This is a genomic window from Amycolatopsis sp. NPDC004747, from assembly GCF_053601335.1.
In genome coordinates this window covers 1-17,425 of sequence record NZ_JBSGBQ010000018.1, presented here as the reverse complement: position 1 = coordinate 17,425, position 17,425 = coordinate 1, and the positions used below count along the sequence as shown (strand labels likewise).

17 protein-coding genes are annotated in these 17,425 nt (G+C 71.5%); 8 read left to right on the top strand and 9 right to left on the bottom strand.

Going from position 1 to position 17,425, the window contains the following annotated elements:
* Positions 1–5 precede the first annotated feature (5 nt).
* Positions 6–1,580: a glycoside hydrolase family 27 protein gene (locus tag ACWEGE_RS27450; protein WP_449663328.1), complete on the top strand. Its 1,575-nt coding sequence runs from the start codon at positions 6–8 to the stop codon at positions 1,578–1,580.
* Here ACWEGE_RS27450 and pucD read toward each other — a convergent pair.
* Genes pucD through ACWEGE_RS27430 form a run of 4 tightly spaced genes read right to left on the bottom strand, consistent with a single transcriptional unit; the run spans position 1,573 to position 6,498 of the window.
* Positions 1,573–3,834 (bottom strand): xanthine dehydrogenase subunit D, encoded by a 2,262-nt coding sequence (gene pucD, locus ACWEGE_RS27445; protein ID WP_449663327.1) that lies wholly within the window; start codon positions 3,832–3,834, stop codon positions 1,573–1,575. The genes ACWEGE_RS27450 and pucD overlap by 8 nt on opposite strands.
* Positions 3,831–5,171: an 8-oxoguanine deaminase gene (locus tag ACWEGE_RS27440; RefSeq protein WP_449663326.1), complete on the bottom strand. Its 1,341-nt coding sequence runs from the start codon at positions 5,169–5,171 to the stop codon at positions 3,831–3,833. The genes pucD and ACWEGE_RS27440 overlap by 4 nt, the downstream gene beginning before the upstream one ends.
* On the bottom strand, positions 5,168–5,635 hold the full coding sequence (locus ACWEGE_RS27435; RefSeq protein ID WP_449663325.1) for a (2Fe-2S)-binding protein: 468 nt from the start codon (positions 5,633–5,635) through the stop codon (positions 5,168–5,170). The genes ACWEGE_RS27440 and ACWEGE_RS27435 overlap by 4 nt, the downstream gene beginning before the upstream one ends.
* A complete protein-coding gene (locus ACWEGE_RS27430; protein ID WP_449663324.1) occupies positions 5,626–6,498 on the bottom strand; it encodes an FAD binding domain-containing protein in 873 nt (290 codons plus the stop codon). The genes ACWEGE_RS27435 and ACWEGE_RS27430 overlap by 10 nt, the downstream gene beginning before the upstream one ends.
* Before the next feature lie 124 nt (positions 6,499–6,622).
* Between ACWEGE_RS27430 and ACWEGE_RS27425 the strand changes: the two genes are divergently transcribed.
* Together ACWEGE_RS27425 and ACWEGE_RS27420 are read left to right on the top strand one after the other, a co-directional pair.
* Positions 6,623–7,942 (top strand): PucR family transcriptional regulator, encoded by a 1,320-nt coding sequence (locus tag ACWEGE_RS27425; protein WP_449663323.1) that lies wholly within the window; start codon positions 6,623–6,625, stop codon positions 7,940–7,942.
* 95 nt (positions 7,943–8,037) lie between these two features.
* On the top strand, positions 8,038–8,526 hold the full coding sequence (locus tag ACWEGE_RS27420) for a MarR family winged helix-turn-helix transcriptional regulator (protein ID WP_449663322.1): 489 nt from the start codon (positions 8,038–8,040) through the stop codon (positions 8,524–8,526).
* Here the strand turns inward: ACWEGE_RS27420 and dctA are convergent.
* Positions 8,523–9,803, bottom strand: a complete 1,281-nt coding sequence (gene dctA / locus ACWEGE_RS27415) for a C4-dicarboxylate transporter DctA (RefSeq protein ID WP_449663321.1) — start codon at positions 9,801–9,803, stop codon at positions 8,523–8,525. The genes ACWEGE_RS27420 and dctA overlap by 4 nt on opposite strands.
* A gap of 92 nt (positions 9,804–9,895) precedes the next feature.
* On the opposite strand from dctA, the gene ACWEGE_RS27410 reads away from it, so the two are divergent.
* Positions 9,896–11,044, top strand: a complete 1,149-nt coding sequence (locus ACWEGE_RS27410; RefSeq protein ID WP_449663320.1) for a DUF2786 domain-containing protein — start codon at positions 9,896–9,898, stop codon at positions 11,042–11,044.
* Here the strand turns inward: ACWEGE_RS27410 and ACWEGE_RS27405 are convergent, their stop codons facing one another.
* Complete coding sequence (locus tag ACWEGE_RS27405) at positions 11,045–11,281, bottom strand: hypothetical protein (protein ID WP_449663319.1); 237 nt, start codon at positions 11,279–11,281, stop codon at positions 11,045–11,047. It lies immediately after the preceding gene.
* 347 nt (positions 11,282–11,628) lie between these two features.
* Here ACWEGE_RS27405 and ACWEGE_RS27400 point away from each other — a divergent pair, with 347 nt between their 5' ends.
* Positions 11,629–11,970, top strand: a complete 342-nt coding sequence (locus tag ACWEGE_RS27400; protein ID WP_449663318.1) for a hypothetical protein — start codon at positions 11,629–11,631, stop codon at positions 11,968–11,970.
* A 61-nt stretch (positions 11,971–12,031) separates the two neighbouring features.
* Here the strand turns inward: ACWEGE_RS27400 and ACWEGE_RS27395 are convergent, their stop codons facing one another.
* Both ACWEGE_RS27395 and aceB read right to left on the bottom strand, forming a co-directional pair.
* Positions 12,032–13,219: a DUF6986 family protein gene (locus ACWEGE_RS27395; protein WP_449663317.1), complete on the bottom strand. Its 1,188-nt coding sequence runs from the start codon at positions 13,217–13,219 to the stop codon at positions 12,032–12,034.
* On the bottom strand, positions 13,219–14,796 hold the full coding sequence (aceB, locus tag ACWEGE_RS27390) for a malate synthase A (RefSeq protein ID WP_449663316.1): 1,578 nt from the start codon (positions 14,794–14,796) through the stop codon (positions 13,219–13,221). The genes ACWEGE_RS27395 and aceB overlap by 1 nt, the downstream gene beginning before the upstream one ends.
* A 112-nt stretch (positions 14,797–14,908) precedes the next feature.
* Here aceB and ACWEGE_RS27385 point away from each other — a divergent pair, with 112 nt between their 5' ends.
* A complete protein-coding gene (locus tag ACWEGE_RS27385) occupies positions 14,909–15,685 on the top strand; it encodes an IclR family transcriptional regulator (RefSeq protein WP_449663315.1) in 777 nt (258 codons plus the stop codon).
* Between the two features lie 73 nt (positions 15,686–15,758).
* On the top strand, positions 15,759–16,100 hold the full coding sequence (locus tag ACWEGE_RS27380) for a hypothetical protein (protein WP_449663314.1): 342 nt from the start codon (positions 15,759–15,761) through the stop codon (positions 16,098–16,100).
* 1 nt (position 16,101) lies between these two features.
* Here the strand turns inward: ACWEGE_RS27380 and ACWEGE_RS27375 are convergent, their stop codons facing one another.
* Positions 16,102–16,602, bottom strand: coding sequence for a GNAT family N-acetyltransferase (locus ACWEGE_RS27375; RefSeq protein WP_449663313.1), 501 nt, complete (start codon positions 16,600–16,602; stop codon positions 16,102–16,104).
* A 135-nt stretch (positions 16,603–16,737) separates the two neighbouring features.
* On the opposite strand from ACWEGE_RS27375, the gene ACWEGE_RS27370 reads away from it, so the two are divergent.
* Positions 16,738–17,229 carry a hypothetical protein gene (locus ACWEGE_RS27370; RefSeq protein ID WP_449663312.1) on the top strand — a complete coding sequence of 164 codons (492 nt, stop codon included), beginning with the start codon at positions 16,738–16,740 and terminating at the stop codon, positions 17,227–17,229.
* Positions 17,230–17,425: the final 196 nt, after the last annotated feature.

The window sequence follows — 17,425 nt, the reverse complement described above, 5'->3', positions numbered from 1 at the left end:
TCGCCATGCGCCGTGCCCTCGCTGCCGCCGCCGTCACCGCCGTAGCCGCCGCCTCGATCGCGAGCCCGGCCACCGCCCTCGAAAACGGGTTGGCCCGAACCCCGCCGATGGGCTGGAACACCTGGAACACCTTCGAGTGCAACATCAACGAGACCCTCGTCAAGGAGACCACCGACCTGATGGTCGGTTCCGGGATGCGGGACCGCGGCTACACCTACGTCAACCTCGACGACTGCTGGATGACCCGGTCCCGCGACGGCGACGGCAACCTCGTCGCCGACCCCGCGAAGTTCCCCAGTGGCCTCAAGGCGCTCGGCGACTACATCCACGCCCGCGGCATGAAGTTCGGCATCTACGAAAGCGCCGGCACGATGACGTGCCAGAGCTACCCCGGCAGCCTCGGCCACGAACAGGCCGACGCGAACCTCTTCGCGAGCTGGGGCGTCGACTACCTCAAGTACGACAACTGCTTCAACAACGGCAGCAACAGCCAGGAGGACTACATCCGGCGCTACTCCGCGATGCGCGACGCGCTGAAGGCCACCGGCCGGGAGATCGTCTACAGCATCTGCGAATGGGGTGACTTCGGCCCCGCGACCTGGGCCCCCGACGTCGGGAACCTGTGGCGCACCACCGGTGACATCACGAACAACTGGGGCACCGTCGACGCGATCTACCGCCAGAACGTCGGGCTCGCCTCCGCCGCGAGGCCCGGCGCCTGGAACGACCCGGACATGCTCGAGGTCGGCAACGGCATGGGCTTCAAAGAGGACCGCGCGCACTTCACGCTCTGGGCGGCGATGGCCGCGCCGCTCATCGCGGGCGCCGACCTGCGCTCCGCGAGCGTCGCCACCTACTCGGTCTACCTCAACCCGGACGTCATCGCCGTCGACCAGGACCCGCTCGGCAAGCAGGCCCGGCGGATCGCGACCGGGAACGGGCTGGACGTGCTCGCGAAACCCCTCCGGGGCGGCGACGTGGCCGTGGTGCTGCTGAACGAAAACAGCACCGCGGCGACCATCTCGACGACCGCCGCCGCGGCCGGGCTGCCCACCGCGTCGACCTACCGGCTGACCAACCTGTGGTCGAAGGAGGTCACCACGACCACCGGGGCGATCAGCGCGAACGTCCTGCCGCACAGCACGGTCGCCTACCGCGTGAAAGCCGGTGCGCGCGGCACCAGCACCGACGCCACGCAGCCGGTCCAGGGCGCGTCCTCGGCGCGGTGCATCGACGTCAGCGGCGGTTCGACGACACCCGGCACCCGGGTCGACATCTGGGACTGCGGCGGCGGTCCCGTCCAGGCCTGGACGTTCACCAGCGCCGGTGAGCTCAAGGCCGGCGGGCTCTGCCTGGACGCCTTCGGCGGCAACAGCGTGCCGGGGACCGCGCTCGCGGTCTGGACCTGCCACGGCGGCGGGAACCAGAAGTTCCGGCTGGAGGCCGACGGCTCGATCACCCAGGCCGGGCTGTGCGTCGACGTCACCGGCGGGGACAAGCCCGCCGGCAACGTCAACGGCACACCGCTCGAACTCTGGGGCTGCAACGACGGCGCCAACCAGAACTGGCAGCTCAGGTAGCGGTCAGGTGCTCCGGCCGCACCGGGACGCGGGTGAGCGCGAGCCCGGTGGCGGCCCGGATCGCGGCCACGATGGCCGGCGTCGACGAGATCGTCGGCGGCTCGCCCACCCCGCGCAGGCCGTAGGGCGCGTGCGGGTCCGGGCGTTCCAGGACGTCGATGGTCATCGGCGGCATGTCCAGCACCGTCGGGATGAGGTAGTCGGTGAAGGAGGGGTTGCGGATCTTCCCGCCGGAGGTCTGGATCTCCTCCATCACCGCGAGCCCGAGCCCCTGCGCCGAGCCGCCCTGGATCTGGCCCAGCACGGCCTGCGGGTTCAACGCCTTGCCGACGTCCTGGGCGCAGTCGAGGGCGACCACCTTGACCAGGCCCAGCTCGGTGTCGACGTCGACGACCGCCCGGTGCGCGGCGAAGGCGTACTGGACGTGCGCGGTGCCCTGCCCGGTCTCCGGGTCCAGCGCCTGCGTCGGCCGGTGCCGCCATTCCACCGTTTCGTCGTAGACGTCGTCGCCGAGGACGTCCACCAGGTCCGCGAGCACCTGGCCGTCGGCCGCGACGAGCTTGCCGCCGACCACCCGCACCCGCTGGTCGAACCGGGACAGCAGCCGCGCCCGCACCGCCACGCAGGCGGCCTGCACCGCACCGCCGGTGACGTAGGTCTGGCGCGACGCCGACGTCGAGCCGCCGTTGCCGATCGAGGTGTCCATCGGCAGGATCGTCACCTGGTCGACGCCCAGCTCGGTGCGGACGATCTGCTGCATGACCGTCACCAGGCCCTGGCCGACCTCACAGGCCGCGGTGTGCACGGTCGCGGCGGGCTCGCCGCCGACCAGCTGCAGGCGCACCCGGGCCGTCGAGTAGTCGTCGAAGCCTTCGGAGAAGCAGACGTTCTTGATCCCGACGGCGTACCCGACGCCGCGGACGACGCCTTCGCCGTGCGTGGTGTTGGACACCCCGCCCGGCATGTGCCGCAGGTCGAACGGCCGCTCCGGCGGCAGCGGCAGCTCGCGGACGCGGGTCAGCAGCTCCGCGACCGGCGCTTCGGCGTCGACGACCTGGCCGGTCGGCATCAGGTCGCCCTCGCGCATCGCGTTGCGGACGCGGACCTCGACCGGGTCGAGACCGCAGGCGTCCGCCAGTTTGTCCATCTGCGATTCGTAGCCGAACGCCGCCTGCACCGCCCCGAAGCCGCGCATCGCGCCGCACGGCGGGTTGTTCGTGTAGGTGCCCCAGCAGTCGACCGCCACACTGTCCACTTTGTACGGACCGACGCCGAGCGTGGCCGCGTTCGCGACCACCGCGCCCGTCGAGGACGCGTACGCACCGCCGTCGAGGTACAGCCGCGTCTTCACGTACACGAGACGGCCGTCGCGAGTGGCGCCGTGCTCGTAGTACATCTTCGCCGGATGGCGGTGGACGTGCCCGTAGAAGGACTCTTCGCGGTTGTAGACCATCTTCACCGGTTTGCCGGTGTGCAGGGCCAGCAGGCACGCGTGCACCTGCATCGACAGGTCCTCCCGGCCGCCGAACGCCCCGCCGACGCCGCCGAGCGTCAGCCGCACCTTCTCCACCGGCAGCCCCAGCGCGGCGACGATCTGCTGCTGGTCGACGTGCAGCCACTGCGTCGCGACGTACAGGTCGACGCCGCCTTCGGTGTCCGGCACGGCGAGCCCGGACTCCGGGCCGAGGAAGGCCTGGTCCTGCATGCCGACCTCGTAGACGCCGGAGACGACGACGTCGGCGGCGAGGTCCTGCGGGCCGCGGCGGATCTTCACGTGCCGGACGACGTTGCCACCCTCGTGCAGCGAAGGCCCTTCGCCCGCGACGGCCGCTTCGGAGTCCGTCACGGGAGCCAGCTCTTCGTAGGTGACCTTGATCCGCTTCATCGCGCGGCGCGCGGTCTCCGGGTGGTCGGCGGCGACCAGCGCCACCGGCTCGCCCTGGTACCGCACGACATCGGACGCGAGCACCGGCTGGTCGGCGTGCTCGAGGCCGTAGCGGTTGACGCAGGGGACGTCCTCGTGGGTCAGCACCGCGTACACCCCGGGCACCGCGAGGGCTTCGGCGACGTCGATCGAGGTGATCCGCGCGTACGGGTGCGGGCTGCGCAGCGTCACGCCCCACACCATGTCCTCGTGCCACAGGTCCGAGGAGTAGGCGAACTCGCCGCGGACCTTCACCGTGCCGTCGGGTCGCTGCGGCGAAGTGCCGACGCCGTTCGCGGTCGTCGTCGTGACGGAGGTGGTGCTGGTCATCTGGCCTCCCGCAACCGGGCGCTCGCGGCGGCCAGCTCGCGGGCGATGGCGGACTCGTCGGCTTCGCGCAGGGTCCCGTCCTCGACGACGGCCTTGCCGCCGACGAACAGACGGCGCAGCGGCGGCGTGGTGCCGAGCACCAGCGCCGCGACCGGGTCGGTGATGCCGGCGTAGTTGAGCCCGGTCAGGTCCCAGACGGCCAGGTCGGCGAGCTTCCCCGGCTCGATCGACCCGAGGTCGGCCACCCGGCCGAGGCAGCGGGCCCCGCCCATCGTGCCCATCCACAGCGCTTCCCGCGTGGTCAGGCCGCGCGGCCCGCCGCGCTGGCGGGCCTGCAGGAGCGACTGGTGGAGTTCCTCGCCGAGGCCCCCGGACTCGTTGGACGCGGCCCCGTCGGCGCCCAGGCCGACCGGCACCCCGGCGTCGAGCAGGTCGCGGACCGGCGCGATGCCGGCGCCGATGCGGCCGTTGGACGTCGGGCAGTGCGCCGAGCCGGTGCCGGTCGCGCCGAACCGGCGGATCGCCTCGGGTGCGAGGTGGATGGTGTGCGCCAGCCAGACGTCGTCGGCGAGCCAGCCGAGCTTGTCGGCGTACTCGGCGGGCGTGCAGCCGACCTCGGCGAGGCACTGCTTCTCCTCGTCGACGGTCTCGGCGAGGTGGGTGTGCAGGCGGACGCCCTTGCGCCGCGCCAGCTCGGCCGCGCCGGACATCAGCCGCTCGGTGACCGAGAACGGCGAGCACGGGCCCGCCGCGATCTGCAGGTGGGCGCCGGCGGAGTCGTCGTGGAAGCGATCGATCGCCGCCTCGGTGCCGGCCAGCGCGTCCTCGGTCGGCTCGACCAGGTTGTCCGGCGGCAGGCCGCCGTCGGACTCGCCGCGGTCCATCGACCCGCGCACGACGTGCAGCCGGACGCCGATCCGCTGGCGCGCCGCGGCCAGCGCCGCGACCTGGTCGCCGCCGTCGCGCGGGAAGACGTAGTGGTGGTCGGCGACGGTGGTGCAGCCGGTGAGCGCCAGCCGGGCCATCCCGGCGGTGCCCGCGGCGTGCGTGATCTCGTCGTCGAGGCGGCCCCAGACCGGGTAGAGCGCGACCAGCCACTCGAACAGCGTGTGGTCGGCGGCCATCCCGCGGGTCGCCCACTGGTAGAGATGGTGGTGGGTGTTGATCAGGCCCGGGGTGACCAGGCAGCCTTCGGCCTCGACGCGATCGTCGAACTCGCCGGTGTACACGCCTTCGCCGACCTCGGCGATCCGGTCGTTCTCGACGACGACGTGGCCGCTCGCGTACTCCTCGCCGGTGACGGTGGCGATGGCCGCGTTCGCGATGAGCGTCCTCACGCGACGCCTCCCTTCGCCGCCCCGCGCACCGCGTCGAGGATCTTCTCGTAGCCGGTGCAGCGGCAGAGGTTGCCGGCCAGCGCCTCGCGGATCTCCTCGTCGGACGGGTCGGGGACGCGGTTCAGCAGGTCGTGCGCGGCGACGACCAGGCCGGGGGTGCAGAAGCCGCACTGGACCGCCCCCGCGTCCACAAAGGACTGCTGGACCGGGTCGAGGGTGTCGCCGTCGGCCAGCCCCTCGACCGTGCGGACCACCCGGCCCTCGGCCTGGCCGGCCGCGACCAGGCAGGCGCACACCGGGACGTCGTCGAGGTAGACCGTGCAGGAGCCGCATTCGCCCTGCTCGCAGGCGTTCTTCGAGCCCGGGAGGCCGAGCCGCTCGCGCAGCACGTAGAGCAGGCTTTCGCCTTCCCAGACGTCGTCCGCCTGCCGCGGCTCGCCGTTGATCGTGACGTTCAGGCGCATGCGCGCTCCCCCTGTCGGTGTTCGTCCCAGGCCCAGGTCAACGTACGCCGCGCAAGTACCCCCAAAGCGTGCTTCCGATACGCGGCGCTGCCCCGGACGTCGTCGATCGGCGACGCCGCCGCGGCGACCAGCTCGCCGAAGCGGCGTTTCAGCGAATCCGGCAGCGGCTCGGGTGAGGTCCAGGGCAGCTCGGCGGCCAGGAAGTCCTCGGCCTCCCGGGCGCGGCGCGGGGTCGGGGCGGCGGACCCGATCGCGGCGCCGACCTGGCCGTTCCGCAGCGACAACGCGAAGGAGCAGACCGCGATGACCATGGCGTTGCGGGTGCCGACCTTGGCGAACTGCTGCGGCCCGGCGTGCGCGGGCAGGTGGACGGCGGTGATCAGCTCGTCCGGCTCGAGGGCGTGGCGTTTCACGCCGACGTAGAACTCCTCCGCGCGGAGGAGGCGGGTCCCCCGCACGGAGGCCACCTCGACCCGCGCGTCCAGGGCGAGCAGCACCGGGTGGGTGTCGCCGGCGGGCGAGGCGGCGCCGAGGTTGCCGCCGACCGTGCCGCGGTTGCGGATCTGCGGCGACCCGACCGTGCGCGACGCCATGGCCAGCGCGGGGACGGAATCACCCAGTTCGGTGATGACCCGGGAGTACGGGACGCCGGCGCCGAGCCGGACCGTGCCGTCCGAGTGGGCCACAGTGGACCACTCCGCCAGCTCACCGACCCGGGTGAGGTCCAGCAGGGCCTCGGGACGCCGGTGGTCGAAGTTCAGCTCGACCATGACGTCCGTACCGCCGGCGATCGGTACGGCGCCAGGGCGCTCGGCCTTGAACGCCAGTGCTTCGGCCAGCGTCGTCGGACGCAGGAACTCCACCGTTGTTGCTCCTTCGTGAGGGCGATAGACCAGTAGACGACGGATCACGGCCGGGCGGCAACGGCACCACGCATGAAACGCACAGCAGCGGAGGCGGGCCCGTTTGTGCTTTCCTACAAGCCTCATGACGACCGTGAAAACTCTGCTGGGCCTGCCCGGGCTGCGGCTGCGCCCGCGGGCCGGCGACGACCTGCTCGACCGGCCGGTGACGCGCATCTACGTCACGGAGCTGTCCGACCCCGGACGGTACCTGTCGGCCGGTGAGCTGGTGCTTTCCGGCCTGCTCTGGTGGCACGAGCCGGGCGACGCCGAGCCGTTCGTGGCCGCGCTGGCCCGCGCGGGCGCGGCGGCGCTGGCCGCGTCCGGCGCCGACTCGGGCGGTATCCCGGACGACGTCGTCGAGGCCTGCGTCCGGCACCGGATCCCGCTGCTGGAGGTGCCCCCCGACCTGTCGTTCTCGGTGATCACCGAGCAGGTCGTGCTGGCGCTGGCGGCCGCGTCCGACAGCGCCCGCAAACGCTTGCAGGCGGCCGCGGAGGCCCCGGTCGAGACGCTGGTGGAGCGCGCCGCGGCGGAACTCGGGCTGCCCTGCTGGGTGTTGTCGGGCCTGGGCCGGATCGTCGCCGGGACGGCCCCGCTGCCGATGCCTGCCGACGACGTCGTCCACCGGTACGCGGCGCGGGAGCCGGGGCCGCTGACGGTGGTCCCGGTCGAGGGGCGGCACGCGGTGCCGTGGCTGATCGCCGTGGGCGGGTCGTTGAGCACCGCGCAGGCCGAGCTGGCCGAAGAGGTGGCGGGGCTGGTCGGGGTCACCCGGGCGCGGGCCGCCCGGCCCGCCGTGCCGGTGCCCGAGGACGCCTGCGTCGTCGCGTTGCGGACCGAGGGCAGCGACGAGGGCCGGGACGTACTGGGCGAGCTGCTGCCGGACGCGCTGCTGCTGCACTCCGCCGGGGAAACGTCCTACGCGGCCGCGGCCCGGCCGTCCGTGGCCGGTCTGTCCACTGTGGAGCCACTGCTGCGGGCCGAGCGGATCCTGTGCGGGGTCAGCGAGCCGGGCCCGCGCGAAGAGGCCGTGGAGAGCGCGCGGTACGCGGTGGAGGTGGCGGCGCGCCGGCCCGGCCGGGTGGCGGTGGTCCGGGCCAACGAGGTCGGCGCGCACGAACTGCTGCTGGCCGGCGCACCGGACGGGCTGCGGTCGGCCCTGCGCCGCCGGGTGCTCGGGCCGCTGCTGGCCTACGACGCCGAGCAGCACACGGACCTGGTGCACACGGTCCGCGTGTTCCTCGAGTGCTCGGGCTCGCCGACCCGGGCGGCGAAGGCCCTGCACGTCCACGTCAACACCCTGCGCTACCGGATCGGGCGAGCCGGTGAACTGCTCGGGGCCGACCTGACGGAGTTCACCGACCAGCTCGACGTCTACCTGGCGCTGCGCGCCGGCGATTAGCGCCCGCTCGCCCGCTCGGCGCAGGGTGAACGCCTCGCACCCCAACGGGTGCCGTCTCGCATTGCGTGACAGTGCGCAAAGGGGAGGATGAGGGCGTGCACCCCGAAATCGGTTCGGCCCGGCAGGCGGCGGACGACGCCCGCGTGCTGGCCTTCGGGCAGCTGCAGGGCGCGGCGCACCGGCTCGGGTACCTGCTCGGGCGGGCGCTGGAACGCGAATGCGGGATCACGCAGCTGATGTACGAGGTCCTGCTGATCGTGGGCCGCACCGGGGAAGACGGGCTGACCATGCGCTCGATCGCCCAGGAGCAGGTGCTCACCACCGGCGGGGCGACCCGGCTGGTCGACCGGATGGTGGCGATCGGGCTGGTGACCCGCACGGCTTCCCCGAGCGACCGGCGGGTCCAGCTCGTCCGGCTGACCTCGTTCGGCGAGGAGACGACCGTGCGGGCCAGCCGCCTGCACGTGGAGAACATCGAGCAGTTCTTCTTCCGGCCGCTGCCCGAGGACCACCGGGAGCGGTTCGCCGAAGACCTGCGGACGTTGAACCACTTCGCCCGGGACGCGCTCCCCCGGCTGCGTTAGGCGGCGACCGGCGTCGCGCCTTCCAGCGTCTCGCGGAGCTTGTCGCGGTCCAGCTGGCCTTCGGACTTCGCCACCACGAACGTCGCCACGCAGTTGCCGAGCAGGTTGACGAACACCCGCATCGAGTCCATCAGGCGGTCCGCGCCTAGCAGCAGGGCCACGCCCGCCACCGGGAACGCGCCGATCGCCGCGGCCGTGGCCGAGAGGGCCAGGAAGCTCGAGCCCGGCACGCCCGCCATGCCCTTCGACGTCAGCATCAGGATCAGCACCGCCAGCAGCTGCTGGCCGAGCGTCATCTCGACCCCGAACGCCTGGGCCAGGAAGACCGTGCAGATCGACAGGTAGATGGTCGCGCCGTCGAGGTTGAACGAATACCCGGTCGGCACCACCAGCCCGGTCGCCGCGCGCGAGCAGCCCGCCTCGGTGAGCTTGACCATGATCCGCGGCAGCACCGACTCCGTGGAGGCCGTGCCCAGCGCGAGCAGGAACTCCTCGCGGGCGTAGCGGAGGAACTTCCAGACCGAGACTCCCGCGTAGAACCGGGAAATCGCGGCGAGGACGAGGCTGAAGAGCACGGCCGCGCCGTAGCAGGCGGCGATCAGCTTGGCGTAGGTGCCCAATGTGGACAGACCGTACTGGCCGATGATGAACGCCATCGCGCCGAACGCGCCCAGCGGCGCGACCCGCATGATCCAGCCCATCACCTTGAAGATGACCTGTTGCACCTGGTCGACGAAGCCGAGCACCAGCGGCGCCCGCTCCCGCCCGACCGCGGCCAGCGCGACCCCGAAGAACACCGCGAACACCAGCACCTGCAGCAGCTGGTTCTGCGCGAACGCGTTGACCACGCTGTCGGGGATGGTGTGCAGCAGGAAGTCCCCGACCGACGGCAGCTGCCCGCCCTTGGTCTGCGCGGTGACGGCTTTCGGGTCGAGCGTCGCCGGGTTGATGTCCAGCCCGGCGCCGGGCCGGAAGACGTTCGCCACGACCAGGCCGAACAGCAGCGCGAAGGTCGTGACGACCTCGAAGTAGACGATGGCCTTGAGTCCGATTCGTCCGACCGCTTTGATGTCCCCGACGGCCGCGATCCCGGTCACCACGACACAGAAGATCAGCGGCGCGATGATCATCTTGATCAGCCGGATGAAGCCGTCGCCGACCGGTTTGAGCTGGGCCCCGAGCCCCGGCCAGAAGTGCCCGACCAGCACGCCCGCGACCACCGCCACGAGCAGCTGCACGAACACGGACGTCCACCAGCGCTTCTTGTTCTCCGCCATGGCCGGACCCTAAGCATCGGATGTTCCAGCGGTGTTAACGCTCGCAGTGACGTACCCGACGCCCGCGTGGATCACTGCGGCAGACTGACCGGGTGGGCAAGCGGAAGCGGGTTCGCGTCGGCCCGCCGCCGACGACGGCCGAAGGGTTCGGCGAGGCACTGCTCGCCGCCGCGCCGGGCGACGCGGACTGGCTGGCGCCGGGCGTCACGCTGCCGCCCGCCCTCGCCTCAGCCGCCGATCTGCTCGCCCGGCAGCTGGCCGGCCGGGCGTGCCGGGGTGGCTGGCTGCCCGAAGACCTCCACCAGGCCGCGCGGCGGCGCCTGGACGAGTTCGCCGGCTCCTACCTGCTCGACGCCTTGGTTGCCCACGCCGGGCAGTTCACCGCCGTGCACCCGGACTGGCAGGCCCAGCTCGACGCGACGGGCGCCGTCCGCTGGTGGTCCGAGGCCGAGCCGCACCTGCCGCAGTGGGCGGCGAAGCACATCCTCACGCCGGCCGAAGCCGTGGCGGCGGTCATCTCCGCCTTGGGCCTGCTGAAGACGCTCCCCCCGGTGACCGTCGTGCTGCCCGCGCCGGGCACCCCGCTGCCGCGCCCGGCACGCCATCCCGTCGACGACAAGAAGCTGGGCCGGGTCCGCGCGCTGCTGGCCAAGGCCGAGTCGAGCACGTTCCCGGAGGAGGCCGAGGCGCTGTCGGCGAAGGCGCAGGAGCTGATGACCCGCCACGCCCTCGACCGAGCGCTGGTGGAGGCGGGCGCCGGTGCGCCGGACCAGCCCGCCGCCCGCCGGATCTGGCTCGACACGCCCTACACCGACGCCAAGTCGCTGCTGGTGCACGTGGTCGCGAAGGCCAACCGCGCCCAGGCGATCTTCGACGCGCGCTGGGACTTCGTGACCGTCGTCGGCGACGAACTGGATTCCGTCGAGCTGCTCACGACCTCGCTGCTGGTCCAGGCGACCCGGGCGATGATCGCCGACCCGGCGGGCCGCTCCCGGGACTTCCGGAAGTCCTTCCTCGTCTCCTACGCCACCCGGATCGGCGAGCGTCTGGAGCAGGCGGCGGAAGCGACGATCGCCGAGGCACCGGACTTGCTGCCGGTGCTGGCTTCGCGCGAGAAGCAGGTGGCGGCGGCGTTCACCGAGCTGTTCCCCGAAGTGGTGAACAAGTCCGTGACCGTCCGCAGCCACGAAGGCTGGGGCGCCGGACGCGCGGCCGCCGACCGCGCCCGCCTCGGCGAGTAGCTACAGGAAGATCTTCACCAGCTGGTCCTGCCCCTCCTGGTCGCGCACCAGGATCTGCTTGCCGGCCTTGAGTTCGGCGTCGACGAACTCGTAGACCAGCAGCGCCCGGTTCACGAGGTCGACCTTCTTGAGGCCGGTGCGCTCCTGCAGCTTCACCAGCGCATCGACCGCTTCGGCGATCAACGCGACGTTGACGCGGTCGACCACGGTGGACCGGTTCTCCTCGCCTGCGGGCATGCTGCCTCCTCTGCTTGCCCCACCATCATGGCAGATTAGACACCGGAAACCCACATTTTTCGCAGCGAAAAAGTGTTGCGATCAAGAGGACCGAGGTCTTACAGTCGAACGGCGAGCAACCCCTGGCGCGGACCCGTTTTCATGCAGACGGGCCGGGTGATCCGGGAAGCAGGACCACGCTTCCTCGCGGCAGGAACCGGCCGGTGGCCGCCCCTCCGTGGGGGTGGGGCAGCCGAACAGCCGGCCGGCAACCGGCCGCGGCGCGAGCCGCGGCCTCGAAAAGTGGTCCCCGGTCCGGCGTGCCGCCGCGGACGCCTGGTCGGGCCCGGAAAGGAACGGGCACGAGCATGGGTGCCGAAATCGAGCGTGCGGATCCGTTCGCACCTCACGAAGTGGAGCCGGACCGGGACGACACCCCGACCCGGTTCGCGCACGTCCGGATCGAGACGTCGGAGGTGAAGGCGGAAATGGCAGTGCCATCGAGCCAGACCCGCCGGCTGCTCACCACGGTCTTGGACGTGCTGGTCGTGCTCGGCGCGGTCCTCGGGCCGACGCTGACGTTTAAGGCGGCTTCGGCGGCTCTTCCGACGTGGGCGACAGCCGGGACGATCGCCGGTCAGCTCGCCTTGCTGACCGTGGTCGGCGTGATCGCGCACCGACCGGAACACCCTGGCCGGTTGCCTTCCTAGAACCGGCCGTGAGCAGCGGCCGGGTGGGCGTTTCCCCCTCGATCGCCCACTCTGCCGCTGCTCAGGCAAGCCGCAGCGCGTACTTCTCCAGCTCCGGCCGCCCGAACGGCAGCTCGCCCTCGTCCAGGGCACCGCAATCCAGGCCACGCAGCAGGTACACGGCCAACGCCTGGGCCGTCGCCGGTTCGTCCAGCACTCCTCCGGCCCGCTTGTCCGCGTACGCGCGCAGCCGCTCCGCCGCCGCCGGGAATCCCGAACGGTAGAAGGCGTACGTCGCCGCGAAGCGGGTCGGCAGCTGATGCGGATGAAGGTCCCAGCCCTGGTAGAAGCCTCGTTCCAGGGATCTGCGCACCAGGCGCCGGTGTTCGGCCCACGCCACGGGGAGCGCGTCGCCGATCGGGAGCTTGTTCGTCGAGCCGTCCGAAAGACGGACGCCGGTGCCCGCCGCCGCGACCTGCATCAGGCCCTTCGCCAGGTCCGCCGCCGGGTGCTCCATGCTCTGGTACGCGGCCGCGATGCCCAGGCCCGCGCTGTAGTCGTAGGTCCCGTAGTGCAGCCCCGAACAGCGGCCCGAAGCGGCCTGCACGATCCGCGCCACCGACAGCGTCCCGTCCAGGTCCACAATGGACTGAGCGGTCTCGATCTGGACCTCGAACCGCAAGGTCCCCGGACCGAGTTCGTACGCGGTTTCCAGGCCGGCCAGGACGTCCGCGGCCACCGCGACCTGCTCGACCGCCGTCACCTTCGGCAGCGTGACGACGAACCCCGCCGGGAGCGGGCCGTTGTCCAGCAGCGCTCCCAGGAACAGGTCGAGGGTCCGGATGCCGCGCCGTCGGGTCGCCGCCTCGAAGCTCTTGAAGCGGATGCCGCAGAACGGTGTCCCGCCGGTCGTCGCGAGGGTCTGGCCGGCCGCGCGCGCCGCGGCGTCCTCGACGTCGTCCGGCACGCGGCCGAAGCCGTCCTCGAAGTCGATCCGGAGGTCCTCGATCGGCTCGGTCAGCAGCTTCGCGCGGACGCGTTCGTACACGTCGGCGTCGACGCCGAGCAGGTCGCCGTGCTCGATGAACACGCGCATCGCCTGCTTGCCCCAGTCGGCCACCAGGCGCGTCTTGTACTGCGAAGCCGGGACGTAGACCGTGTGCACGGGCTGCCGTCCCGGCCGCTCCCCCGGGTACGACGCCGCGACGCGCGCGTCGGCCTCGGCCAGGCGCGCGTCGGCGGCGTCGTAGACGTCTTCGGGCAGGCGCACTACTTGATCTTCTCGTACGCGGGCAGCGTCAGGAAGTCCGGGAACTCGTCCGCCAGCGCGACCTGCTCGAACAGCTCCACCGCGGGCTCCAGCAGCTCCGGCTTGAGCTCGCCGGCCAGCTCGCCGCGGACGTCGGCCAGCACGCCGCGCACCAGCTCGGCCGTCACGGTGTCCCCACTGTCCAAAGTGGTCCCGTTCTTGACCCACTGCCAGATCTGCGAGCGCGAGATCTCGGCGGTGGCGGCGTCCTCCATCAGGTTGTGGATGGCCGCCGCGCCGTTGCCGCCCAGCCAGGAGGCGATGTACCGGACACCGACGTCGACCGCGGCCCGCAGGCCGGCCGCCGTCGCGCCACCTGGCGTCGAGGCGACGTCCAGCAGCTGGTCGGCGGTGACGCTGACCTCGTCCCGGGTGCGGTCCAGCTGGTTCGGCTTGTCGCCGAGCACCTTGTCGAACTCCTCCTTGCAGAGCTCGACCATGCCCGGGTGGGCGACCCAGGAGCCGTCGAAGCCGTCGCCGGCCTCGCGGGACTTGTCCGCGTGCACCTTCTCGAAGGCGCCCTTGTTGGTCTCCGGGTCCTTGCTCGGGATGAACGCGGCCATGCCGCCGATCGCGAAGGCGCCGCGCTTGTGGCAGGTGCGCACCAGCAGCTCGGTGTAGGCGCGCATGAACGGCGCGGTCATGGTGACCGAGTTGCGGTCCGGCAGCACGAACTTCTCGCCCGCGTCGCGGAAGTACTTGATGACGCTGAACAGGTAGTCCCAGCGGCCGGCGTTGAGGCCCGAGGCGTGCTCGCGCAGCTCGTAGAGGATCTCTTCCATCTCGAACGCGGCCGGGATGGTCTCGATCAGCACGGTGGCGCGGACGGTGCCGTGCTCGATGCCGAGCGCCTTCTCGGCGTGGGTGAAGACGTCGTTCCAGAGCCGCGCTTCGAGGTGGCTCTCCATCTTCGGCAGGTAGTAGTACGGGCCCTTGCCGCGCTTGAGCAGTTCGGCGGCGTTGTGGAAGAAGTGCAGGCCGAAGTCGACGAGCGCGCCGACGCCCTCGCGGCCGCCGAAGGTGAGGTGGGCTTCGGGCAGGTGCCAGCCGCGCGGGCGGACCACGATCGTGGCGTGCTGGACGTCGTCCTTGAGGGCGTAGCTCTTGCCGCCGCTTTCCAGGGTGATCGTCTCGCGGATGGCGTCGTAGAGGTTGACCTGGCCGGAGACCACGTTGTGCCAGTGCGGGGTGTTGGCGTCCTCGAGGTCGGCCAGCCACACCTTGGCGCCGGAGTTGAGCGCGTTGATGGTCATCTTCCGGTCGGTCGGCCCGGTGATCTCGACGCGGCGGTCGCGGAGCGCCTCCGGGGCCCCGGCGACCTGCCAGTCGCCGTCGCGGATCTCCTTGGTCTCCGGCAGGAAGTCGAGCCGGCCGGTGGTCCGGGCCTCCTCGCGGCGCTTGCTCCGCGCCTGGAGCAGCTCGTCGCGGCGGCCGGCGAAGGCGTCGTGGAGGCCGGCGAGGAAGGCGAGCGCCTCCGGCGTGAGGATCTCGTCGCCGCGCTCGACCGGGTCGCCCAGCACCTGGACTTCAGAAGACATGGGGAAACACCTCGAGGGTTCGGATCTTTGGATAACGGCCCTACGGTTTTCTACCAGCCGGACTATAGTTTCTGCATAGCGGAAGCTCAACGCCGACGTAAGGAGGGCCACCGTGCCGGCGGAGAAGAACGGTCGCGACGGCGGCGTCCAGTCCCTGCAGCGTGCCTTCGAGCTGCTGGAACACCTCGCGGACACGGGTGGCGAGGCGAGCCTGTCGGAGCTGGCGACGCTGTCCGGGCTGCCGATGCCGACGATCCACCGGCTGATCCGCACGCTGGTCGACCTGGGGTACGTCCGCCAGAACACCAACCGCCGCTACGCGCTGGGCGCCCGCCTGATCAGGTTGGGCGAGAACGCGAGCATGCAGTTCGGCGCCTGGGCGCGGCCGCTGCTGGCGGAGCTGGTCGAGGAGGTCGGCGAGACGGCGAACCTGGCGGTCCTGGAGCGCGACGAGGTCGTGTACGTGGCCCAGGTGCCTTCGAAGCACTCGATGCGCATGTTCACCGAGGTCGGACGGCGGTTGCTGCCGCACGGGACCGGGGTGGGCAAGGCCATGCTGGCGCACCTGCCGGCTTCGGAGGTGCGTTCGCTGCTTTCGCGCACCGGGATGCCCGCGTACACGGAGCACACGTTCACGGACCCGGACGCGCTGGCGGTGGAGCTGTCGCGGATCGCTTCGCAGGGGTACGCGCTGGACGAGGCGGAGCAGGAGCTGGGGGTGCGGTGCGTCGCGGTGGCGGTGCCGGGGGCGCCGGTCCCGGCGGCGGTTTCGGTGTCGGGGCCGTCCGGACGGCTGACCGCCGAGGCGGTGGCGCACATCGCCCCGGCGGTGCAGCGCGTGGCGGACGCCCTCGGGGCTAGCCTGACCCGGGCCGTCGCGCAAGTGTGACAGTGGGTGAAATTAGGTGACACAGAGTAACCCCCATGAGGAGAGCAAACCCGGCGCCGGTAAAGTCGGCGACATGGCAAGCCTCGAAGACCTCGAAGCCCGGGTGACCGCGTTGGAGGAGCAGGTGCAGCAGTCCCGGCACGACGCCGCGGCAGCCCGCATTCTCGCCGGCACGGCAGACCGCGACGTCTCCGAGTTCAAGCAGACCCTGAACGGCCACACCAAGGTGCTCAACGCGGTGCGCGAGACGCAGATCGAGCACGGGCAGCGGCTCGACCGACTCGAAAACAAGCTCGGCAGTGTCGATGATCGGCTCGGCACTCTCGAAGCCAAGGTCGACAGCGGCTTGACCAAGATCAACGTCAGCATGGAGCAGATGAGCCGGCTGCTCCAGCAGGTCATCGACAAGGACTGACTCAGGTCAGCTCCCCTTCCAGCAGGTCCATCAGCAACCCGTCGTGCCAGGTGCCGTCCGGGGCTCGCTCGTAGTTCCGCAGCACGCCGACCGGCCGGAACCCCACCTTCGTGTACACCCGGATCGCCGTCTCGTTGGACGCCGCCGGGTCGATCGTCAGCCGGTGGTGGCCCTCCGCGAACAGGTGGCGGGCCAGTGCGCGGATCGCGTCCGTGCCGATTCCGCGGCCGTGGAAGCCAGGGTGCACCGAAATGTCGATGCCCGCGTGGCGGTACTGCGGGTCGAGCTCCTCGCAGCTCTGGATGAGGCCGACGACTTCGCCGTCGAACTCGATCACGTAGACCGTGTAGCCCTCTTCGACCTCGTACAGGCCTTCGGTTTCGCGATCCGGGTCGCCCCACCAGCGGGCGACCTCCGGAGTGGCCAGTATTTCGCGCATCCGGGCGCGGTCGGCTGGACCGATCGGGCGCAAGTGCACCCGATCGCCGTGAATGGCAGTCAAAATGGGTCCTTCCTCGTAGCGAACGACGGCTTCCGGGCGTCTTCCACGAGGAGGGGCACGCGTGCGTCAACCGGGCATTCCCGGATTCTGCGCCGAGTGCACCGCCGCCGTCATCCGAATATCGCCGGAGGCCGCATGAACACGCACGCGGGCGCCTTGGCCTGGCTCGCGCAGGGCGCCGCTTCGAACCTCCTGGACCGGCTCGTCGACCGCGCGCTCGACGGCTCGCCCGCCTCGCCCGCCTGGCCGGGCCCGGCGAAGACCGCCGCGGGCACCGTCGAGATCACCGTGCGGCACCACGGCGCCGCGAAGGGCCGGACACCGGTGATCCTGACGATGCAGGAAGACGGCGGCCGCACCGGCACGGCGTTCTCGGCGATCCTCGGCCACACGGCCCGCATCGCGGTCCCCAGCGGCCGCTACTTCAGCGCGGCGATGGTGGTCGACCCGGCCCGCCGCACCCTGCAGGGGATCGGCTGGTCCCACCTGACCGTGCCGGCCCACGGGACGTCCCCGTGCCTGATCCCGGTCAACCGCCCGTCGGCGCCGGTGATCCTGCAGCTGGGGCTGCGGAAGGCGGACGGGACACCGCTGTTCCGGCTGGAACCGCCGGTGAAGGTCCGCTAGCCGAGTGTCCGGTTGGCGACCTTCCCGCTCTGCCGCGGCTGAGCGGGGGACACTGCTGCCGCGGCTTGGAAGAAAAGAATGTCCTCGCCGGACGGGCAATGCCGCTAAGTTAGTGGGCGGGGTCGAGGAGCTTTATGCGTGCCAGTTCGGTGTATGTCGTGGTGTGATGGTGTGCTTTCTTGGTTGCGTAGTGGCG